This is a genomic window from Nitrincola nitratireducens, from assembly GCF_000585235.1.
GTDB classification, from domain to species: domain Bacteria; phylum Pseudomonadota; class Gammaproteobacteria; order Pseudomonadales; family Balneatricaceae; genus Nitrincola; species Nitrincola alkalisediminis.
This window is the reverse complement of record NZ_AONB01000001.1, coordinates 243,594-264,335: the sequence shown is the minus strand read 5'-3', so window position 1 is coordinate 264,335 and position 20,742 is coordinate 243,594. Positions and strand designations below refer to the sequence as shown.

17 protein-coding genes and 1 pseudogene are annotated in these 20,742 nt (G+C 49.4%); 11 read left to right on the top strand and 7 right to left on the bottom strand.

The genetic code is table 11. From position 1 onward, the window contains the following. Window positions 1-83: 83 nt before the first annotated feature. The 10 genes from D791_RS19890 (at window position 84) to D791_RS01135 (ending at window position 9,678) form a co-directional block, all read left to right on the top strand. A complete protein-coding gene (locus tag D791_RS19890; protein ID WP_089503589.1) occupies window positions 84-884 on the top strand; it encodes a TonB-dependent receptor in 801 nt (266 codons plus the stop codon). A 38-nt stretch (window positions 885-922) separates the two neighbouring features. Beyond that, complete coding sequence (locus D791_RS21290) at window positions 923-1,543, top strand: TonB-dependent receptor domain-containing protein (RefSeq protein ID WP_157682195.1); 621 nt, start codon at window positions 923-925, stop codon at window positions 1,541-1,543. Next, window positions 1,537-1,899, top strand: a complete 363-nt coding sequence (locus tag D791_RS21285) for a TonB-dependent receptor domain-containing protein (RefSeq protein WP_089503587.1) — start codon at window positions 1,537-1,539, stop codon at window positions 1,897-1,899. Before D791_RS21290 ends, D791_RS21285 begins: the two co-directional genes overlap by 7 nt. 18 nt (window positions 1,900-1,917) lie before the next feature. After that, window positions 1,918-2,817, top strand: a complete 900-nt coding sequence (locus tag D791_RS01165; RefSeq protein WP_081763664.1) for a cobalamin-binding protein — start codon at window positions 1,918-1,920, stop codon at window positions 2,815-2,817. Continuing rightward, window positions 2,792-3,808 carry a FecCD family ABC transporter permease gene (locus tag D791_RS01160; RefSeq protein ID WP_081763663.1) on the top strand — a complete coding sequence of 339 codons (1,017 nt, stop codon included), beginning with the start codon at window positions 2,792-2,794 and terminating at the stop codon, window positions 3,806-3,808. The genes D791_RS01165 and D791_RS01160 overlap by 26 nt, the downstream gene beginning before the upstream one ends. After that, window positions 3,808-4,575 carry an ABC transporter ATP-binding protein gene (locus tag D791_RS01155; RefSeq protein ID WP_036506684.1) on the top strand — a complete coding sequence of 256 codons (768 nt, stop codon included), beginning with the start codon at window positions 3,808-3,810 and terminating at the stop codon, window positions 4,573-4,575. Before D791_RS01160 ends, D791_RS01155 begins: the two co-directional genes overlap by 1 nt. A 3-nt stretch (window positions 4,576-4,578) precedes the next feature. Continuing rightward, window positions 4,579-5,892, top strand: a complete 1,314-nt coding sequence (locus D791_RS01150; protein WP_036506681.1) for a cobyrinic acid a,c-diamide synthase CobB — start codon at window positions 4,579-4,581, stop codon at window positions 5,890-5,892. Between the two features lie 21 nt (window positions 5,893-5,913). Further along, window positions 5,914-6,525, top strand: coding sequence for a cob(I)yrinic acid a,c-diamide adenosyltransferase (gene cobO, locus D791_RS01145; protein ID WP_036506679.1), 612 nt, complete (start codon window positions 5,914-5,916; stop codon window positions 6,523-6,525). Next, window positions 6,525-7,991 carry a cobyric acid synthase gene (locus D791_RS01140; protein WP_036506676.1) on the top strand — a complete coding sequence of 489 codons (1,467 nt, stop codon included), beginning with the start codon at window positions 6,525-6,527 and terminating at the stop codon, window positions 7,989-7,991. The genes cobO and D791_RS01140 overlap by 1 nt, the downstream gene beginning before the upstream one ends. Window positions 7,992-8,100: 109 nt before the next feature. Further along, on the top strand, window positions 8,101-9,678 hold the full coding sequence (locus D791_RS01135; protein WP_036506673.1) for a diguanylate cyclase: 1,578 nt from the start codon (window positions 8,101-8,103) through the stop codon (window positions 9,676-9,678). Here the strand turns inward: D791_RS01135 and D791_RS01130 are convergent, their stop codons facing one another. The 7 genes and pseudogenes from D791_RS01130 to D791_RS01100 all read right to left on the bottom strand — a co-directional run bounded on the left by D791_RS01130 (window position 9,679) and on the right by D791_RS01100 (window position 17,105). Continuing rightward, window positions 9,679-10,743: a LacI family DNA-binding transcriptional regulator gene (locus D791_RS01130; RefSeq protein WP_036506671.1), complete on the bottom strand. Its 1,065-nt coding sequence runs from the start codon at window positions 10,741-10,743 to the stop codon at window positions 9,679-9,681. A gap of 32 nt (window positions 10,744-10,775) precedes the next feature. Beyond that, window positions 10,776-11,858 (bottom strand): ABC transporter ATP-binding protein, encoded by a 1,083-nt coding sequence (locus tag D791_RS01125; protein WP_036506669.1) that lies wholly within the window; start codon window positions 11,856-11,858, stop codon window positions 10,776-10,778. Window positions 11,859-11,902: 44 nt separating this feature from the next. After that, window positions 11,903-13,520, bottom strand: a pseudogene (locus D791_RS01120) (alpha-glucosidase). 14 nt (window positions 13,521-13,534) lie between these two features. Then, complete coding sequence (locus D791_RS01115) at window positions 13,535-14,377, bottom strand: carbohydrate ABC transporter permease (RefSeq protein WP_036506667.1); 843 nt, start codon at window positions 14,375-14,377, stop codon at window positions 13,535-13,537. 1 nt (window position 14,378) lies between these two features. Beyond that, window positions 14,379-15,302, bottom strand: a complete 924-nt coding sequence (locus D791_RS01110) for a carbohydrate ABC transporter permease (protein WP_036507297.1) — start codon at window positions 15,300-15,302, stop codon at window positions 14,379-14,381. Window positions 15,303-15,395: 93 nt separating this feature from the next. Next, the gene (locus D791_RS01105) at window positions 15,396-16,667 is read right to left on the bottom strand and encodes an ABC transporter substrate-binding protein (protein WP_051513846.1); all 1,272 of its coding nucleotides are present in this window, start codon (window positions 16,665-16,667) and stop codon (window positions 15,396-15,398) included. A 138-nt stretch (window positions 16,668-16,805) separates the two neighbouring features. Further along, window positions 16,806-17,105 (bottom strand): Rdx family protein, encoded by a 300-nt coding sequence (locus tag D791_RS01100; RefSeq protein ID WP_036506665.1) that lies wholly within the window; start codon window positions 17,103-17,105, stop codon window positions 16,806-16,808. A gap of 207 nt (window positions 17,106-17,312) precedes the next feature. On the opposite strand from D791_RS01100, the gene recC reads away from it, so the two are divergent. Continuing rightward, window positions 17,313-20,738: an exodeoxyribonuclease V subunit gamma gene (recC, locus tag D791_RS01095; RefSeq protein WP_036506662.1), complete on the top strand. Its 3,426-nt coding sequence runs from the start codon at window positions 17,313-17,315 to the stop codon at window positions 20,736-20,738. The last annotated feature ends 4 nt before the right edge of the window (window positions 20,739-20,742 follow it).

Sequence of the window (20,742 nt, the reverse complement as noted above, 5' to 3'; positions counted from 1 at the left end):
TTGTCCCTCCTATCTCCTCCCACTGACAGCAGTTCCCCGATAATTAGTTGTGCGGGTGTGCACACTTGACGAGACCTTGTCACATGAACAAACCGGTTTTTGCAATCAAGCCTTTAGCTTTGCTTTGCCTATCGAGCCTTTCCGCTCCTCTCTTCGCTCAGCCGATCTCCTCCTTGGATTCTGCAGACACACGTTTTAATCCAATTATTGTGACAGCCACCCTGTCCGCAAAAACAGCGGATGAAACGCTGGCATCTGTCACGGTTATAGATGAAGAGCAAATTCGTCTACAACAACCTAAAGACATCATTGACCTTCTGAAAGGTCAGCCTGGTGTTGATTTCAGTTCGAATGGCGGATTCGGTAAAACGACCAGTGTCTACACTCGCGGCGCCGCTTCGGATTCGACCGTTTTGTTAGTGGACGGTATTCGTCTTCAGTCCGCCACCTCTGGCGGTGCGTCTTGGCAGTTTTTAACACCCAATCTGTTTGAACGCTTTGAAATTGTGAGAGGGCCACGCGGGGGGCTTTACGGTGCTGATGCGGCGGGCGGTGTTATACAAGGCTTTTTAGCCAACTCTCAAGCACAAAGAATGAATGTGTCTGTCGGTGGTGGATCCTTTGGTTCCTACCAAGTCAATGCAGGGGTTTCGGGTCAACACAACTCAACTCGATACCAGCTGGTTGCCAATCAATTTACAACCGATGGCATCGAGATTAAAGAAGGTGAAGGACGTAGGGGCTATGACAATACATCGGTCCTTGCCCGTCTCGGTCAGGGCTTTGACTCAGGTGCAGATCTAAGTCTATTGGTGATGCACACCCAAGGGAATACCGAGTTTGTCGGTGGTAACACGGATTACCGACTTCAAGTACTAGGCTAACGGCCAGCATTCCAGTCACGGAGCATTGGCTGTCTCGCGTGCAACTCAGTGAAGCAAGGGATGAGAACACAAGCTATCAAGGCACTCGTTCTAATTTTGATACCAAAACGCACAAACTGCGTTGGGAAAACACGCTTTGGATGGATGCCCATGAGTTTATTTTGGGTGCAGACACACTTAAGGATAGCGTCGAAACCTCAAGCTATGCTGGAGAATCTCGTAAAAACCATGCGGTCTTCGCACAAGGTTTATTTGACTTCAATCCTTTAAGTCTGCAAACCAATCTACGCGTTGATGACAACCAAGTCTATGGTGATAAGGTGACGGGTGGCCTTGCCCTGGGTTACGCCATCAACCCCGAGCACACACTCAGAGGCAGCTACGGAACCGCCTTTAGAGCGCCCACGTTCAATGATCTTTACTGGCCTGGCAGCGGTAATCTTGATCTAGCACCGGAAACCTCCCATACCACTGAGATAGGGCTTCGTGGTCAATACCCAACGTTTTTCTGGGATGTCGCCGTTTACGAAGCGCAGTATAAAAACCTGATCAATTGGGCTCCCCTGCCTTCCGGTTTATGGGCACCCCAAAATATTGATCGTGCGCGTATTCGTGGCATTGAGTTCAGCTTGGTGCTGAGGTCGCCGACTGGATGCTAAAAGCCGCCTTGACAGGAACTGATCCGATCGATCGTGCCGACGATACTCGTCTACAACGCCGCACCACTAAAAGCGTTCGCTTTGATGCGGATCGCAGCTGGGGAGACTGGTCGGTCGGCGGTACTTTAATTGCGCAAGGTAGCCGTTACAATGCACGCCGTGAGTCTGACAAGATGCCGGGATACGGCCTTGTTAACCTCAGAAGCCGCTGGAACTTTGCACCTGAATGGTCTGCAACCGTCACTGTCGACAACCTGTTTGATAAAGACTATGTCACGACACGTGGCTTCGGTGGTTGGGACTATAAGAATCCTGGACGCAGTGCATTTTTAACTCTAAGTTATAGCGGACTCTAATCAGAAGGCGACCTTATCATGCTACATAAATGGATCTTAGCCGCGTTCGTGAGTTTGTTGGGAACATCCAGCTTACTGGCGGATGAGACCACTCAAGCACGCTGTGTGGTTGATGATAAGCGTCGCCAAATCTGTTTGGATCACCCGGCTCAACGCATTGCCACTTTGTCACCCGGTGCCACTGAGCTGATGTTTGCAGCGGGCGGCGGTGATCAAGTGGTGGCAGTTGTCACCTTTAGTGACTACCCCCCCGAGGCACAAGCGATAGAGTCACTCGGTAGCCTCACCCGTTTGGACATGGAAAAGCTCATTTCATTGCAACCCGATTTAGTGATTGCCTGGGTAACGGGCAATCCCGCTGAACAAATGGAACGACTAGAAGCATTGGGCCTCAAGGTTTTTTACTTAGAACCACGCCGTTTTGCCGATGTTTCTAGCACTTTACTCCGTTTAGCCCATTTAGCAGGAAGCGATGACGTCGGGCAACAAGTTGCTCAAGCGTTTGAAGAGGGCATAAACAACTTACAGCAGCGCTATCAAAACGCATCACCCGTTCGCGTTTTTTACCAGGTTTGGAATGACCCAATCATGTCGGTCAACCATGAACATCTCATTCACCAAGTCATTGAACTCTGCGGGGGCGACAATGTGTTTGCCGATTTACCGCGTATGATTCCGCGTTTAGATACCGAATCCATCTTAAGTGCCAATCCCGAAGCAATATTGGCTGGCGGAATGGGCGAGGAAAACCAAGCCTGGCTCGACCACTGGCAACAATACCCCCATTTACACGCAACAGCCGATCAGAATCTATACTTTATTCCCCCCTCTTTGATTCAAAGGCCAACCCCGCGCCTTTTACAAGGGGCAGAACGTTTCTGCCAAGCATTGGATGAAGCCCGTGCCAAACGTCAGTAAACGACCCATCGCAGGCTCCATACATACGCGCTATCTGATTCCTTTGTTGAGCTTAGCACTGCTCTCGGCAATGGCCCTCGTATTCTCAGTCACACAGGGCAGCTCCGGACTGCCCCTTCGCGACGTGATGAACGTGCTGATTGGACAGGGTGATCCCTTGCAACGCACCTTGATCTTGGACTTACGCCTACCTAGAACCCTATCGGCCTTTTCTACAGGTGGTTTGCTGGCTGTGGCCGGAGCCTTAATGCAAATTCTGTTGCGCAATCCCTTGGCCGACCCCTATATCCTAGGACTCTCGGGTGGGGCGGCTGTTGGCGCTTTGGGAGCAATGCTCTTGGGACTGGGTGCTCTATTGGTCTCTGGGTCAGCATTATTAGGGGCTCTAATCGCAACCCTTCTCGTATTTGGGCTGGCCCATGGTTCAGGCAGTTGGACACCCTCTCGTCTATTGCTCACGGGCGTTGTGGTCGCATCGGGATGGGGTGCCATCATCACCTTGATGTTAGCCTTGAGTCCACCGCAGCGCCTACCCGGTATGCTCTATTGGTTGATGGGAGATCTGTCCTATGCTCAAACACCCTGGCCAGCCTTAGTCCTACTGATCAGCATTTGTGTTGTTTTAACCCCGTTTGGACGCAGTTTAAACGTGTTAGCACGTGGCCCTTTGCAAGCGGCGGCCTTAGGCGTTGCGGTCAAACCCTTAGAAGCTGGCATTTTTTTTCTAGCCAGCCTGCTCACGGCGATTGCCGTCACCACTGCAGGTAGCATCGGGTTTATCGGTTTGATAGTGCCGCACATGCTGCGTTTGGTATTGGGCAATGATCAACGGCTGATCCTACCCGCTTCGGCCCTTGCCGGCGGCGCGCTACTGACGGTTGCTGACACCTTCGCTCGCACCTTAATTGCCCCCGAGCAGCTTCCAGTTGGGGTGTTAACGGCCTTACTCGGAGTGCCTATGTTTCTCTATCTATTGCATAGGACACGTTGATGGCCAGCCTTGAACTTAAAGCCATGGCCATCGACGTGCCGGGCAGAGCTCAGGGGGATGCCCTGTCTTTTTGTCTAGAGCCAGGGCAAATATGGGGCATACTGGGGCCCAATGGCGCTGGCAAAACCACATTTCTACAGACACTTGCTGGGCTGCGTGCGCCTCGCTCAGGACAGATTCACCTCAATCAACGCCCACTCCACAGCTATAAACGCCGTGCCATTGCCCAACTGCTGGGTCTTGTTTTTCAAGAACGACACGATGATTTTCCGGCAACCGTGATGGAAACCGCGTTAATGGGACGCCATGCCTTTCTATCGGCTTGGCAGATGGAGTCAGCTAACGACATAGCACTCACACAAGCGGCATTGGTGGCACTGGATATTGATCACCTTGCAGATAGGTTAGTGAGCACCTTATCTGGGGGGGAAAGACAACGGGTTGCCATTGCCACCTTGATGACACAAAACCCCGCGATTTGGCTGGCCGACGAGCCCACTAATCACCTAGACCTTCATCACCAAGTGGCAACGCTTGAGTTGATGGCCCAGCAAGCCAAACAGGGAAAAACACTGGTGATGTGCTTGCATGACCTGAATTTAGCGGCACGCTGGTGTACCCATATTCTATTACTTTACCCCGATGGTCAGGCTTGTTGGGGAGACGCTGAGTCCATGCTGCAACCCACTGCATTAGAAACGCTGTTTAATCAACGTCTCCAAACGGCTTGGATTGATGGCAAACCTTTTTTTATTCCAGCGAGATAACGCATGCATAATCAATTCTTAACCCTTAATCGTCCCGCTGCCTTAATTACCGCACCTGGCTCAGGTCAGGGAAAATCCATGATTACGGCGGCCTTAGCACGGTTGCATCGCAATGCAGGACGTAAAGTTAGAGTATTTAAACACGGGCCGGATTATCTTGATCCCATGTTGCAGGAGTTGGCATCCGGTCAGCCTGTTTACCAGTTGCATCCTTGGATGACAGGAGAAGAAGAGTGCCGTTGGCGCTTAGTTGAAGCGGCCATGGACGCCGATGTTATTCTGGTTGAAGGCTCTATGGGATTATTTGACGGCGCACCTTCGAGCGCCGACCTTGCCAAACTGGCAGGCATCCCTGCCCTGCCAGTGATTGATGCCTGGGGCATGGCGCAAACCTTTGCAGCCGTCGCACAAGGCCTCGCTCAGTTTGACCCAGAGCTCCCCATTTACGATGTGATTGCCAACCGAGTTGGCAGCCAACGCCATACGGACATTTTGAAATCAGCTTTGCCCTCTAACCTGCGTTTACTGGGTGCAGTGCCTCGACATGAGGCTATGTCCATTCCTGATCGTCACCTAGGCATCGTTCAAGCCTCTGAGCTTAATAATTTAGATGCACAACTGGACAAAGCCGCCCAGCTTTTAAAGGAGCAAGGCCTTGATCGCTTACCGCAAAGCGTGACCTTATCCGGTTACCGTCCAACGCCTCTGCCCCGCTATTTAGAAGGAACACGCATTGCCATTGCTCGTGATACAGCCTTTGCCTTTATTTATCGCGCCAATCTCGACGCACTCAAGGAAATGGGTGCCGAGCTCAGTTTCTTCTCACCGCTCACTGACACAGAATTGCCAGACGCCGATGCACTTTGGTTACCGGGTGGCTACCCTGAACTACACGCTGCCCGTTTAGCTGAAAACACCCAGATGCGTGATGCGATATGGGCTCATCACCAAGCCAACAAACCCATTTTGGCCGAGTGCGGAGGGCTTATGTATTGTGCGTCTCAATTGAGAGACATCGAAGGTGACAACCATGCCTTGCTGGATCTCCTCAAGGGACAAGCGTTAATGCAACCCAAACTACAAGCCATTGGCTTGCAATCGGTGCAAACTTCACTAGGCGAGCTGCGGGGTCACACCTATCACCACTCAATCTTTGACACACACTTACAGCCCGTGTGCCGAGCTCGTATTCAAGCGGGGACTGAAGCAGAACCCGTCTATCGACAGGGCTCATTAATCGCCAGTTACTTTCACGGCTACTTTCCATCGGCGCCCGCGCTGGTTGCCGATATCTTTACTCAACAGACGTGTTTTTAGTCTACATTGGGAGATGCCTTCATGACCACTTTATTACGAGATCCCGAACGTCATGCCAAACGCATGGCGCGAAAACAAGAATTGATGCGAGCCCGCATTGCCAATGCCCAAAATGAACAGGGTCTGCTGTTGGTGCTCACAGGCCCCGGAAAAGGCAAAAGCAGCTCAGGTTTTGGCATGCTGGCCAGAGCGCTAGGCCACGGCATGAAAACCGGTGTTGTTCAATTTATTAAAGGCGCTTTTCAAACAGGCGAAGAGGCGTTTTTTCGTCAACAGGTTGGCGTTGACTATCACGTAATGGGCGAAGGCTATACTTGGGAAACGAAAAGTCTGGAGCGCGACATTGCCGCCGCAGAAGCCGCCTGGACAATCACTCAGTCGATGCTACGTGATCCAACCTATGAATTTATTCTACTGGATGAGCTGAACATTGCCCTGCGTTATAACTATTTGGATCTTGAGCAGGTGCTCGACGATATACACAATCGCCCCAGCCACCAGCATGTGATTGTCACAGGTCGCAACGCGCCTACGGCTTTGATCGAACTTGCCGATACCGTAACAGAGATGACCGTAGTGAAGCATGCCTTTAAAGACCAAGGGATCAAAGCACAAAAAGGCATCGAACTCTGATGACCACTTTGATGATCCAAGGCACTACGTCTGATGCAGGCAAGAGCACGGTGGTGGCCGCGTTGTGTCGCTGGTTGGCACGTCAAGGCGTCAATGTTGCCCCATTTAAGCCGCAGAACATGGCATTAAACAGTGCCGTTACCTGTGATGGTGGTGAAATCGGACGCTCCACTGCACTGCAAGCCTTGGCCTGCGGTCTCGTACCACACAGCGATATGAACCCCGTGTTGCTAAAGCCACAGAGTGATCGAGGAGCCCAGGTTATTTTACGAGGACAGGTCTATGGCAATATGGACGCGATGGATTATCACGCCTTTAAACGTACGGCCAAAGACGTCGTGCTCGCGGCTTGGGAGGCATTAACTCAACGGCACGATATTGTGATTGCTGAAGGTGCTGGCAGCCCTGCCGAAATTAATCTTCGCGCAGGTGATATTGCCAATATGGGGTTTGCTGAAGCCATCGACTGTCCGGTGATTTTAGTCGGCGATATTGATCGAGGCGGTGTTTTTGCACAGCTGGTGGGTACCCTCGCCTTGCTTTCGCCGTCTGAACAAGCACGCACCCAAGGGTTTATCATTAATCGCTTTCGCGGAGACCCTCAACTCTTAACATCGGGAACCGACTGGCTGCAGCAATATAGCCAAAAGCCTGTTTACGGCGTGTTACCTTACTTGCAAGGCCTGCTTCTTGATGCAGAAGACAGTGTCGCTCATGCAGGAGAGCACCAGGCAGGCGCGCTTAAAATTGTGGTTCCACGCTTGCCCAGAATGAGCAATCATAATGACTTCGATCCTCTGCGCTTACACCCCCAAGTTGAATTGATCTTTGTCGGTAAAGACGAGCCTATCCCTGCTGCCGATGTCATTATTCTGCCCGGTACCAAAAATACTCGCCAGGATTTAGCTTGGCTAATCGAACACAACTGGCCTGAGCACCTGCAAAAGCATCTGCGTTATGGCGGCAAAGTCATGGGGATCTGCGGTGGCTTTCAAATGTTAGGGTCTAGCATCCATGATCCAGAGGGTCTTGAGGGGCAACCCGGTAGCAGCCACTGCCTGAATCTATTGCCTTTTACCACACACTTAGAGGCTCAAAAAGTACTGCGCAAACAACGCGGACAGATGCATGACCTAAATGGAACAGGAAAAACCTCCACTTTTAGCGGATATGAAATCCACATGGGCAGGAGTGAAGGTCACGCGCTTTCTAGGCCGTTGACTCATTCAGACGGTGGACCTGACGGCGCAATAAGTGACGATGGACTGATACTCGGCACCTATATGCACGGAATCTTTGAACAGGCAGAAGCCTTAAACACATTGCTCACCTATTTTGGCCTAGCAGCTCCTCAAACAACCACCAATTACACCCATCACCGCGAAGCCTCGTTAGATCGACTCGCCGATATGATCGAGAGCCACCTCGACACACGTGCGTTATTGCGCCATTTGAAGTTGCTTTAGAGACAATCTAGTGAAAAATTGACCTCTCGTGCTATAGTGATAGCTAATAAATACATCACAAATACCCATATAGAATAAAGGTATTTATGCACGAAAGGCTCGTATTCATTTGAAAAGCATCAAAGGCTATATTGCTCTCACCTCAGTTGTGTTCGCATTATTTCTGATCAGTGTATTGGGCTTGTATCGTTTTTATATTGAGCATCCAAAAGAAATAGAGATCGCAGAACAACTTCAGCTCCAAGAATTAAATAGCCTGTCAAAAATCTTACGCCTGAAAAAAGCAACACTTGCCAGCATTACGCTGGACTGGGCTCATTGGGACGATAGCTACCAGTTCCTGACCGAACCTACTCAATTTGAGCGTTTTGTTCAAAGTAATTTTACGCCAAGTTCGTTTATCACCAACAAACTCTTGGGCGTTGTGTATTTAACAAATGACGTCCATGTTCATTACAGTCAAGGCTACGATCTTTCCAACGAAACATTGGTCGATCTCAGTCAGATATCAAATATTGACTGGGCGTTAATTACCCATCGCTTTAATCAAGTCGATAGTGACGTTCTTGGTGGCTGGTTGCTCACTCGATCCGGGCCTGCTATCTACGCGATAGCCAATGTCACTGACTCCTTGAGCGAGAAAGATCCCGCTGGCTATCTTATGTTTATTCAACTCTTGTCAGAGAGTGAAATTGAATTTATCGAATCGATTACTCGACTCAAGCTCAACTTCACTACCCCCACCACCGAAGACGAACTCGCATTTGCGAATACCATCCCCAACTTAGCGCCAGTTACACTTGAGGAAGGCTTTCAAACTGAACGTGATCGAATTATTCGCGATGATACCAACACGCCGATGGTAACCATTCACATTACCCATACACCTATACACTCCCCCAATTTACTGGATGGCTTTCCATTCGTTTTTGCCATCACAGGGTTGGTAGCTCTCCTACTCATGGCGCTGTTGGAACGGATTGTTCACCGCCCCATGAAGAAGCACATTCAAGCAATTGAGCAAATGGTATCGGAGCAAAACTTAACCCCTCTTACTGAACGATTTCGTATTAATGAGTTCGAAAAATTCAGGTCTGTGTTTAATCTCGCCGTTGATTTGGTTCAGCAGCAAAAATTAGCACTGCTTGAACTCTCGACTAAGGATGCACTCACCGCCATTCCGAACCGCCGTGCCTACGACACATTCGCGCCCACTGCGTGGAAACATGCCAAACGTCACAATACAACCTTCTGCTTTGCGATCTTGGATATTGACTATTTTAAACAGTTTAATGACAGTCAAGGTCATCAAGCGGGGGATGTTGCCCTGAAACAGCTAGGGGCTTTATTTTCTCAACATTTTTGTCGCGAAGATGACTTTTATGCGCGCATTGGCGGTGAGGAGTTTGTTGTAATTCTTCGCTCATCTCATGATGATTTTTTACCACATCTTGAAGCCTTTCGACAGGGATTTGAGGACTTAAACATTCCTCACACAAGCCGTCCCGACGCGCTTAAGGTATTAACCATTAGCATCGGCGCTGTCATTGTCAAACACCCCAACCAACTTTCAATAGAGTCCGGGCTCACACGACTTTACTCACTTGCTGATCAAACACTTTACACCGCTAAGCAGCAGGGCCGAAATCAAATTGGGGTTAGGTATATTAACCATGAAAAAGGCTAATTAAGGCACGACTCTCGGGCAGGTTTCACCCATCAGCATATCGGTGGGTAGAATCACATTCTGCCTGGGTGCGAGTCCCAAGAACATATTCCCCGCCATTTGTCCTTTGAGTTCATTATATTGCTGGACGGTAGTTAAAGTAGGATGCGTAAATTGGCTCTCGGCAATACCATCAAATCCAACAATTTTAAGATCATTGGGAACCGATATTTGCTGCTGCAATGCCACCTGCAAGGCGCCCAGCGCCATTCGGTCACTCATGCAGATAATGACATCAGGGCGTTCCTCCTGATTCAGCAACATAAAGGCGGCCAGACAGGCATTCCGATGGGTATTCACAGGCACATCCACCACGCTTAATTGTTCCAGTGGATAGTTATATTCTTGCAATGCCTGCATATAACCAAGCCAACGCGATCGAGACACCGAGGCTGGACTGGCATAGCATGCATCACAGGTTGCCCAAGACACAGTCGACACAGGTGTTAAGCGTAACGAAATAATCGCAACTTTTTGAGGACGATGATCAAGCGCCAAACAGGCAGAACGATACGCACCATCCTGATTATCGATATTCACCGTGATAAAATCCGTCGTATCCACGTCCACCGCTATAATCGGTTTGGATTGTTGCAGTAGCCTCTGAAAACGTTTAGACGGATGCAGCCCACCATAGACGATATACCCATCCACCATGGACTCCATTTGCCTAGATTTGTAGGATGTCGACTCATCCTGTCCGGGTAGCAACAGCATATTGCATTGGCGTTGATCGAGGACATCCGCAAGTCCTGCCAAAAATTGACTCGCAACAGGGTCTGAGATGCAATAGCTCAGGCTATCTGCAAGCAGCACACCCACGATACCACTAACCCCGGTACGCAAACTGCGTGCGGCCGCATTCGGTCCTTCATACCCTAAACGCTGACAGTCCTCAATGATACGTAGACGCAAAGACTCAGAGAGTTGATCAGGCCGATTGAATGCATTGGAAATGGTCGCCGTGGACACATTCAACGCTTTCGCCATATCTTTGATTGTCAGCTTTTTTTTATATTCGATCATCTAAACCACTTCACTGCCTGTACCCACATCCGTTAGGTTCGCTTAAATGCCCGTCCTTTATCATCAAACAAATGTGCCGCGTTTGGGGCGATAGAGACCTGCACTTTATCACCAACCTTATACGTCGTATAGGCAGAGACTCTCGCCACTAGCGGCACCTCTTCCTTGCCAATTTGCAGATACACAAACGACTCATTGCCGAGATATTCAACGTTGACAATCTCAAGGCCCGTCTCCGATGCTTGAATCTCCAAATGCTCTGGACGTACACCGAGCACAACTTTTTCGCCGATCTGGGCGGTTTGGCTGTTGATCTTAACGTCCAGTGTACCCAGCTCTGGAATGTCCAAGGCCGTTATCGATTCACCCGGTTGGTGGAGATGGCACTTAATCACATTCATATTGGGGGACCCAATAAAACCCGCAACAAACAAAGTGGCCGGGTTTTCATACAAATCGAAGGGCGACCCCACCTGCTCGATGCCTCCAGCATTTAGCACGACAATTTTATCGGCCAATGTCATTGCTTCGACTTGATCATGGGTCACGTAGATCATTGTCGACTTTAAGCGGTCATGAAGCTTGGCAATCTCGCTGCGCATTTGAATGCGCAAGGACGCATCCAGATTGGACAAGGGTTCATCAAACAACATGATTTTAGGCTCACGCGCCATGGCACGCCCAATCGCGACACGTTGACGCTGACCACCGGACATTTCCTTCGGTTTACGCTGCAACAAGGGCCCTAACTGTAATATATCGGCGGTTTTCTTAACTTTATCGTCAATCGTGCCCTTATCTTGCTTAGCGAGCTTCAAACCAAAGGCAATATTCTCGGCCACAGTCATATGCGGATAGAGTGCGTAGGACTGAAAAACCATGCCAACACCGCGCTCCTTAGGTGACAGGTGATTCACTCGCTCGCTTCCGATCAGTAAATCACCGTCACTGATTTCCTCTAATCCGGCAATCATTCTCAGCAAAGTCGATTTACCACAACCGGAGGGGCCAACAAAGACAACGAACTCACCTTCCTTGATGTCTAAATCGATGTCTCTGAGTACATTCACCGAATGGTAGGTCTTACTTATTTTTTTTAGTGTTACACTGGCCATAAAACCTCACTCGCCGAAGGTATCCCTTCGGCATTTCTGTCAACTCAATCAATTTCAGCGAAAAAAGCCTGATACGGCGGAAGCGCTAGCACTTGGTCTTGTAATAAGGCCTCAAAACCATGTCCCTCTAGCACAGCCGTCACATCACAGGGTAACGGATAATGCTGTGTTTGCCCTGTCATATTGAAGACGGCCAAAAGCGTTTGAGTCGCATCCCGTCGAATCCAGCTTAATAGACCACTCGGCGCATCACGCAACTCAAGCGCACCACGTTTCAAGGCAGGTTGTTGTTGACGCCAATGAATAAAGCGACGCACAGCATTTAACATCGATGACGTGTCTGCATCCTGTTCTGCAACAGAATAGGGCAAATGAGCAGGGTCGACTGGCAACCAAGGTTCCTTGCTGGAAAAGCCGCCTTGTTCCCCAGAGGTCCAAACCATCGGCGTGCGACAGCCATCGCGCCCTTTAAACTCTGGCCAAAAAGGTAACCCATACGGATCTTGAATTCGCTCAAAAGGAACCTCGGCTTCGGGAAGGCCAAGCTCCTCACCTTGATATAAACACACACTGCCACGCAGAGACATCAGCATTGCTAACGCCACCCGAGGATAACCAGAGCCTTCGTTCTCCCCCCAACGCGTTGCGCTGCGCACGACATCATGGTTCGATAACGCCCAGCAAGGCCAAGCCTCTTGTGCCATCGCATTAAAGTTCTGAATCACACTGCGAATATGCTCTGCCGAATTGGGCTTATTGAGCAAATCAAAGGTATAGGCCATGTGCAGCTTATCGCCACCGGAGCAATACTCTGCCATCCGCTCTAAGATGATCATCGCCAATTTCCCCAACGGTTGTGGTGCCAGGGTATTCATCCAATAAGGCTCTTAACTCTTTAAGAAAAGCCAAATTTTCTGGCTGACTTAAATCATAGACATGCTGCTGCCAAGTGTACGGATTAGTGGCTGGCGCACCGTAGGTTTTAGCCGCTCCCGCTGGCAAGGGTGGATTATCCCTTAACTGTTGATCATGAAAGTAAAAATTCACTGTATCCAATCGGAAACCATCCACCCCCAACTCCAGCCAAAAACGCATATTGTCTAACTGCGCCTGCTGCACATCGGGATTATGAAAGTTTAAATCCGGCTGACTTGTCAAAAAGTTATGCAAATAATACTGCTGACGACGACTCTCAAACGTCCAAGCACTGCCGCCAAAAATCGACAGCCAGTTGTTGGGTGGAGTGCCATCGGGCTTAGGATCTGCCCATACATACCAATCGGCTTTCGCATTGTCCTTATTTTGTCGGCTCTCGGTAAACCAAGGGTGCACATCAGAGGTGTGGCTAATCACTTGATCTATCGTTACCCTTAGACCTAAGGCATGCGCCTTCTCAATCAGTGCTTTAAAGTCGTCAAGCGAGCCAAACATGGGATCAACATTACGATAGTCTGAAACATCATACCCAAAGTCTTTCATCGGTGATGTAAAAAAGGGTGACAGCCAAATCCCATCCACACCTAATGACGCGACGTACTCCAGCTTGGAAGTAATGCCTGGCAAATCACCAATCCCATCCCCATTTGAATCCATAAAACTCCGAGGGTAAATCTGGTAGATGACTCCACCCTTCCACCACTCTTGATTGGTCAACACATTCATAGTTTCTCCTCGGATTAGCCTTTAACAGCACCAGCTGTCAAACCAGATACAATACGTCGTTGAAAAATAAGGACTAAAATTACCAAGGGCACCGTCACCACGACGGATGCCGCCATAATAATGCCCCAGGGCAATTCATACGCAGACCCACCACTGATCAACGCAATGGCGACAGGCACAGTGCGTTGGTCATCGGTCAGCGTGAAGGTCAGTGCAAATAGAAACTCATTCCAAGCCGCAATGAATGCCAATAAACCGGTTGTCACCATGGCAGGCCACATCAACGGCATAAACACTTGAAACAGGGTCACGATTGGCGATGCACCATCCACTATTGCCGCCTCTTCCAACTCTTTCGGCAGTTGACGCATAAAGGTGGTCAAAACCCAAACAGTAAAGGGCAAGGTGAAAATGGTGTAAGAAAACACAAGCGCAAGTGGGTTGTTGTACAGATTAAGCCAACGTATTACCTCAAATAACCCAGATAAAACAGCAACCTGAGGGAACATGGACACCCCTAGCACCATCAGTAACACCGCTCCGCGCCCTCTAAACTCAACACGTCCTAAGGCGTAGGCCGCAGTCAAGCCAAACAACAAGGAGATGACGACGGTGAGCGTCGAAACAAACAACGAATTCCCTAGACTTCGAATAAACGACGCCTGATTCAGCACCGTTTGATAATTGCCAAAATGAACACTCGTTAAAATATAATCGATGGAAAACAACTGCTCGCTGGTTTTCAAGGACGTCAAAATCGCGTAGTAAAATGGAAAGGTTGAAAACACGATAATGGCTAGAATCAACATCCAGAATGCAACGCGCAGGAGAAGTTTAGAGAGTGATTTAGTCAACATATTAGTAGCTCTCCATACGTTTTTTGCCTAAATAAAGGTACGCAAGTGTACAAAGGGCGATGACAAAAAAGAGCAGTGTTGAGGCAGCAGAGCCATAACCAACATCCTGAAACTCAACCAATTGTTGGCGCGCATAGACTGACATGGACATGGTATCGGCACTGTTGGAGGTGAGCACGAAAATCAAATCGAACACACGCAATGCATCCAAGACCCTAAAGATCACGGCCACCATCAAGGCAGGTGCAATCAATGGCAAAGTCACTTTAAAGAACACACGCACGGGATGGATGCCATCCACCTTGGCTGCTTCATAACAATCTGACGGCAGCATTTGCAAAGCCGCGAGCGTCAGCAAGGCCATAAAAGGCGTGGTTTTCCAAACATCCACCATGATGACCGCCCACATCGACAAATTCGCATCGGCGGTCCAAGCCACTGGCTCCGCAATAAAGCCCAGCGTCATGAAAATATCATTTAAAATCCCAAACTGATCATGCAGCATCCAACCCCACATCCGAGCTGATACTATGGTTGGGATCGCCCAAGGAATCAGAATGGCGGCTCGTACCAAGGCACGTCCTTTAAACTGGGCATTGAGCGTGAGCGCAACAATAATGCCTAAAAACGTTTCGGCAGAGACGGACACCAGGGTAAAAAACAAGGTGTTTTTCACTGCTCGCCACCAAAGGGGATCGGCTAAAACGCCGTACCACTCTCCTGCCTCGTACACCAAGTAGTTCTCAAAACCAATAAACTGGTAATCATGTAAATTACCCAGATTGGCATCGGTAAAACTAAAACCGATGGTTCTGAGTAGGGGCCAGCCCGCCACGGCCAGTAGAACTAACATCATCGGTGACAGAAACAACCAGGCCATGCGCTTGCGCTGTGTCAATAAAGACAAGCGGTTGGACGCTGGCATTGATTGCGCTATATCGGATTTAGTAGACATCTGTTGACTCCGCTCTTGTCGATCTATCGGTGATCAAGCACCCTGCCCGATCACCGACCCCGCTTACCAGCCGCGACGACTCATACGGTTGAGTTGACTTTCTAACTCTTGCACAGCTTTTTCAGCACTTTGCGAGCCGGATAAAACACTGTGAACAGCATTAAAGGTGGCATTACTCACACGTCCGTAACTGTTTCCAGTCACTGAGGACGGACGCGGTACACCATTGAGGAAGGTTTCATACAACTCGCCAAAGAATGGAACGAGATCAAGTACCTCGGTATCTTCGTACAGCGCAGGCAGTGTTGGGTTGTAGGAGCCGATCAAGGCTCGACGCTTTTGCTCATCATAACTGGTCAAAAAGCGCACGAGATCCACGGCCAGCTCGGCATTTTCAGAGTATTGAGAAACGGCTAACTGCCATCCCCCTAGCGTTCCCGCAGGACGCCCGTCTTCACCGCCCTTCGGTAACGCCGTTACGCCGATTTTGCCACGGATAGGACTTCCGTCAGATTGGCCTAAAGACCAAGCATAGGGCCAGTTGCGCATAAACAATGCATTACCTGACTGAAACACCCCACGAGATTCTTCTTCGGCATAGCTTAAAACGCCCGGTGGTGAAATGGTATTCACCCAGCTAGCAGCCATTTCCAATGCGGATATAGCGCCTGGATTGTTGATGGTGACCTTTCCATCTGCATCAACAATCGTGCCGCCGTTATAGCTGTAGATCCACTCAAGTGCATCACAGGTGAGCCCTTCATATGCACGTCCCTGCCATACAAATCCCCAAAATTGTGCCTGCCCCGCGGCGCGCTCTTGTTCCTGAACATGCTGGGCTGTCTGGGTGAGTTCTTCCCAAGTGCTCGGTACCTCTAACTGGTATTTTTCCAAAAGATCGGAGCGGTAATACAATACACCCGCATCGGTAAACCATGGCATGGCCACCAAACGACCGTCAACGGTATTATTGGTAATGAGGGATTCAAAATGCTGGGATTCAAGCGCTTCAAAATGCGGTTTTAAATCCAACAAATGCGGCGCCAGTAAGCCAGGCCAAACGACATCGATCTGAAATACATCGATATCCTTTGATCGAGCCGACAAGAGTTGCTGGTACAAAGACAAACGCTCTGTGGACGAGTTGGGTGTTGAAACCAACTCAACTTTATGGCCTGTTTTTTCGCTCCACAGCTTTGTGCCTTCTTCACAGAGTTGTAACTCAGACCCTACAGCTCCACAAGAGATCGTCAAGGTCGCAGCGTGAACGGCGCCGGCGAGTAAGCCAGCTGCAAATACAGTGATTCCAAGCCCTGATGCTTTATTAATATGCATACCTATACCTTTTATTGTTTTTATAGGAACATTAACTTAATCGTTTAAGTTATGACTGCATATTAATCCAAATCAGGATGACTTCAACTGTAAACCCGGCTTAATTTTGACTTAATTTTTTTGCACTGCAATACGAACTTAGCGATCGTTATGGCCTAAATCGCGGCTTGGCCACACTAAATCACGCACACGCTGCTTAAGGACTTTTGCTTCTGGAAAGCCACCATCCGCTTTGCGCTCCCATAAGCGTTGTCCTTGACAGGTAATCTCAAACACCCCGCCTGTCGCAGGCTCCAGTGTAACGGACGCCAAATCATCACTAAAGGTTGACAGCAGCTCTTGTGCTAACCAAGCCGCTCGTAACAACCACTGACACTGGGTGCAATAACGAATCGTAATGCTCGGTTTTTCTGTCACGCTGGAATTAAGATCGCTCATGATGACTCTCTTTAAAATCACACCAATCACTTGGCCGATAAGGTATAGGACGAATGAAAGCTTAACTGAACCCTACATCCATGTCTCGATTGAACGCCACTTTATTCTCCATTTGATTTGACGAATATCGACAACACATCCCCTCACTTTCGGATAATCAACTGTTACACTTAGGATCTTTGTCACTCGCAAAACAGGCAAGACTCAATGGCAGCAGAGATTGAAACAGGTTTTATGATTGTGCAAAGCAACCGCCTGGAAGCTTTACGTGAGTTAACCGTTGAATGGTTAAAACGCCACCCTTTGCCCCCGCTGGAAAATGAAGTGTTGCTGGTGCAGAGCAATGGGATAGCGCAATGGTTAAAACTCGCACTGGCCGAAGACGAAGCGGACGTCGGTGGAGGCTGTGACATCGCAACCGCCTTAAACATTAGCTTGCCCGCGAGTTATGTCTGGCAAGTCTATCGTTCGGTATTAGGCGATCTCCCTATCAACTCGGCCTATGATAAACACCCCTTAACCTGGCGCTTGCTAAGATTGCTGCCTTCATTGATGGATCGACCTGAGTTCCAACCACTATCACGCTTTTTAAAGGATGATCATCAGCAACGTAAACGCTTTCAATTGGCACAGCGCCTTGCCGATCTTTATGATCAGTATCAGGTGTATCGTGCTGATTGGTTAGAGGACTGGTCAAAGCATGTTGATTGCATGACACAAAAGGGCGACAAGATCCCACTGCCTGAGGGTCAACTCTGGCAAGCGGAACTTTGGCGACAAATCATTGCGGATATGTCAGAGGTGGACCGCCATACCAGCCGTGCACAAGTGCATCAACGTTTTTTGAAAACCTCGATCACTCCCGAAATGTCACTAAACCTTCCTAAACGTGTAGTGGTGTTTGGCATCTCGTCATTGCCCAAACAAACCGTGCAAGTTCTGGAGCGCGTCTCACAGGTGACTCAAGTGTTACTCTGTGTCTCTAACCCCTGTCAGTATTTCTGGGGGGATATTATTGATCCGGTTCAATCTCGTCGTTTGTTTACCGAACGCTTTAAACGCCATCCTCTTAAATGGCAAACGGATATCTCCGATGAACATCTTTATCTTCATGCCAATCCCTTGCTCGGATCTTGGGGCAAACAAGGACGCGATTACATTCGGCTGTTAGATGAGTTTGACCAAAAAGACAGCTACGAAGAACACTTCCAGCAACAAAAGCTCTCCATCGACTTATTTGAAGAACCGGGTGAGGAGTCGCTGCTGAAGCAATTGCAAAGCGATATTTTATCCTTGCGCAGCCTTGATGAAAGCAAAGCGCGCACCCGCCCAATTGACTCATCGGACCAAAGCCTAACCTTCCACATTGCCCACAGCGCGCAACGTGAGGTTGAGATTTTACAAGATTATGTATTAGGGCTCTTTGCTCAACATCCGGACCTTCGTCCCCGTGATATTTTGGTCATGGTACCGGATATCAATCAGTACGCACCGCATATTCGTGCGGTTTTTGGACGCATCGGCTTTGACGATACGCGTTACATCCCTTTTACCCTGTCAGATCAAGGACAACGACACCAAGCGCCCCTATTAATTGCACTGGAGAGTTTGCTGAACCTTCCGGGTTCGCGCTTCAGTGTCAGTGAAATCCTCGATCTTTTAGATGTCCCTGCCCTACAGGCCAAGTTTGGCATTACCGCTTTAGACAAGCCTTTGCTGCACCATTGGATTGAGGACTCAGGGATTCGCTGGGGATTGGATGCAACCCATCGCGAGAGCTTTGGTCTGCCACCGGATCAAGAGCAAAACACATGGCGTTTTGGATTAAAACGCATGCTGCTCGGGTACACCCTCGGTCAAGAAGAAGCTTGGCAGGGCATCGAACCGTATGCAGAAGTTGGCGGCTTAAGCGCCACGCTAGCAGGTGCTCTGGTTCGTTTTATTGAAACACTGGATCACTATTGGCTTAAACTGCAAGCGCCCTTAGCCCCCTCAGAATGGGTATCGCTCTTGCGCACACTGTGCCAAGACTTTTTTATTGCACAAGACAGCCGTGATGAGCTATTGCTGACACGCATCGAGTTAGGTCTTCAAACCTGGCAAGAGCACTGTGAACATGCCGCCTTTTCGGACCCTTTACCTCTGCACATGGTCCGAGACACGATTTTAGGACAGATAGATCAAACAGGACTGAATCAACGCTTCATGGCCGGTGCTGTCAATTTCGCAACGCTGATGCCAATGAGGGCCGTGCCTTTTCGTCATATCTGCTTACTCGGCATGAATGAAAGCGACTACCCACGCCAGGTCATGCAACCTGACTTTGATTTAATGCCATTGGATTACCGTGCAGGTGATCGCTCGCGCCGAGAGGATGACCGCTATTTATTTCTTGAAGCGCTACTCTCCGCGCGGGACGGACTCTATATCAGTTGGGTTGGACGCAATATCAGGGACAACACAGAACGGCCCCCTTCAGTTCTGATTGGGCAGCTCCGTGACCACATCCTTAACGTTTCAAGCGCCGAACAGCTAAAACAGATCACCTTTGAATACCCCTTGCAACCGTTTAGTCAGGCGTATTTTTCAGAAGACTCGCCCCACAAAACCTATGCGAAGGAGTGGCAAGAGATTCACCTTGCCCCTTCTATCGCAGCATCTGACATGTTTGAACTGCCTCCCTTAAGCACGGATGCACAGCCGCCAATTTCACTCGCACATTTGGGGCAGTTACTGAAAGTCCCTGCACAAGCATTTTTTGCAGAACGTTTAGGGGTTGTGTTCAATGATCCTGACCCAACCGGAGAAGACCACGAGGCCTTCGCGATTTCGGGGCTTGACGCTTGGGCACAACGGCAACAACTGCTTGAGTCGATCTTACATCAGTTGCAAACGGAGCCCGAACTCAATGTAGGCCAGAAATTACAGCAGGCGGTTCTAAAACAACAACGCCGAGGTCAGCTGCCATTAGCGCCCTTTGGGCATCTTTATGCTGATGAACTGATTGCTCCATTAATCAACCCTCTGGGTGTGTATCAAGAGCGTGCGGCAGACTTTCCCTACGCTACCTCGCATTCTGAGGCCGTGTTACTTAAGCAGGGCATGATCGTTTTAGACGACGTTCTACTGGATATTCGGATCAATTCGACGGGAGAACGCCGTCGGTTACTGATCCTACCCAGCCAAGTTTGGCAGGGCAAGGCACTTAAATGGCATCACCTTGTGCGCCAATGGCCTTATCACTTGGCCGCTCAGTTAAAAGGGGAAACCTTCACTGAAATACTCGCGCCCGACACCCAGCTTTTTTTAACGCCTTTAGAAGCTCAAAAGGCGACTGAACTTTTGCAGCAGCTCATGACAAGTTGGTCTGACAATTTGCAGTCCCCTCTCCCTTTTTCAGCCAAAACCAGCGGGGCCTTTATTAAACCGAGTAAAGAGGGTTCCGAACTGATTGAGGCTCAGGATGCTTACCAGGGCAACTATCAACTCATGGGTGAAGTGCAGCAGAACCTTGCCTTGCAACGACTCTGGCCTCGTTTCGAGGACTTCATTCGTGACGGCCGCTTTATGGAACTCAGCAACCGCTTGTTTCAGCCAATACTCGATCATCTCATTTTGAATACATTAAAGTAGATAA

Excerpts from the sequence above, each read along its gene's own strand:
- D791_RS19890 (WP_089503589.1), top strand. The coding sequence starts at position 84 with ATGAACAAACCGGTTTTTGCAATCAAGCCTTTAGCTTTGCTTTGCCTA.
- D791_RS21285 (WP_089503587.1), top strand. The coding sequence starts at position 1,537 with ATGCTAAAAGCCGCCTTGACAGGAACTGATCCGATCGATCGTGCCGAC.
- D791_RS01165 (WP_081763664.1), top strand. The coding sequence starts at position 1,918 with ATGCTACATAAATGGATCTTAGCCGCGTTCGTGAGTTTGTTGGGAACA.
- D791_RS01160 (WP_081763663.1), top strand. The coding sequence starts at position 2,792 with ATGAAGCCCGTGCCAAACGTCAGTAAACGACCCATCGCAGGCTCCATA.
- D791_RS01155 (WP_036506684.1), top strand. The coding sequence starts at position 3,808 with ATGGCCAGCCTTGAACTTAAAGCCATGGCCATCGACGTGCCGGGCAGA.
- D791_RS01150 (WP_036506681.1), top strand. The coding sequence starts at position 4,579 with ATGCATAATCAATTCTTAACCCTTAATCGTCCCGCTGCCTTAATTACC.
- cobO (WP_036506679.1), top strand. The coding sequence starts at position 5,914 with ATGACCACTTTATTACGAGATCCCGAACGTCATGCCAAACGCATGGCG.
- D791_RS01140 (WP_036506676.1), top strand. The coding sequence starts at position 6,525 with ATGACCACTTTGATGATCCAAGGCACTACGTCTGATGCAGGCAAGAGC.
- D791_RS01130 (WP_036506671.1), bottom strand. The coding sequence starts at position 10,743 with ATGATCGAATATAAAAAAAAGCTGACAATCAAAGATATGGCGAAAGCG.
- D791_RS01125 (WP_036506669.1), bottom strand. The coding sequence starts at position 11,858 with ATGGCCAGTGTAACACTAAAAAAAATAAGTAAGACCTACCATTCGGTG.
- D791_RS01115 (WP_036506667.1), bottom strand. The coding sequence starts at position 14,377 with ATGTTGACTAAATCACTCTCTAAACTTCTCCTGCGCGTTGCATTCTGG.
- D791_RS01110 (WP_036507297.1), bottom strand. The coding sequence starts at position 15,302 with ATGCCAGCGTCCAACCGCTTGTCTTTATTGACACAGCGCAAGCGCATG.
- D791_RS01105 (WP_051513846.1), bottom strand. The coding sequence starts at position 16,667 with ATGCATATTAATAAAGCATCAGGGCTTGGAATCACTGTATTTGCAGCT.
- D791_RS01100 (WP_036506665.1), bottom strand. The coding sequence starts at position 17,105 with ATGAGCGATCTTAATTCCAGCGTGACAGAAAAACCGAGCATTACGATT.
- recC (WP_036506662.1), top strand. The coding sequence starts at position 17,313 with ATGGCAGCAGAGATTGAAACAGGTTTTATGATTGTGCAAAGCAACCGC.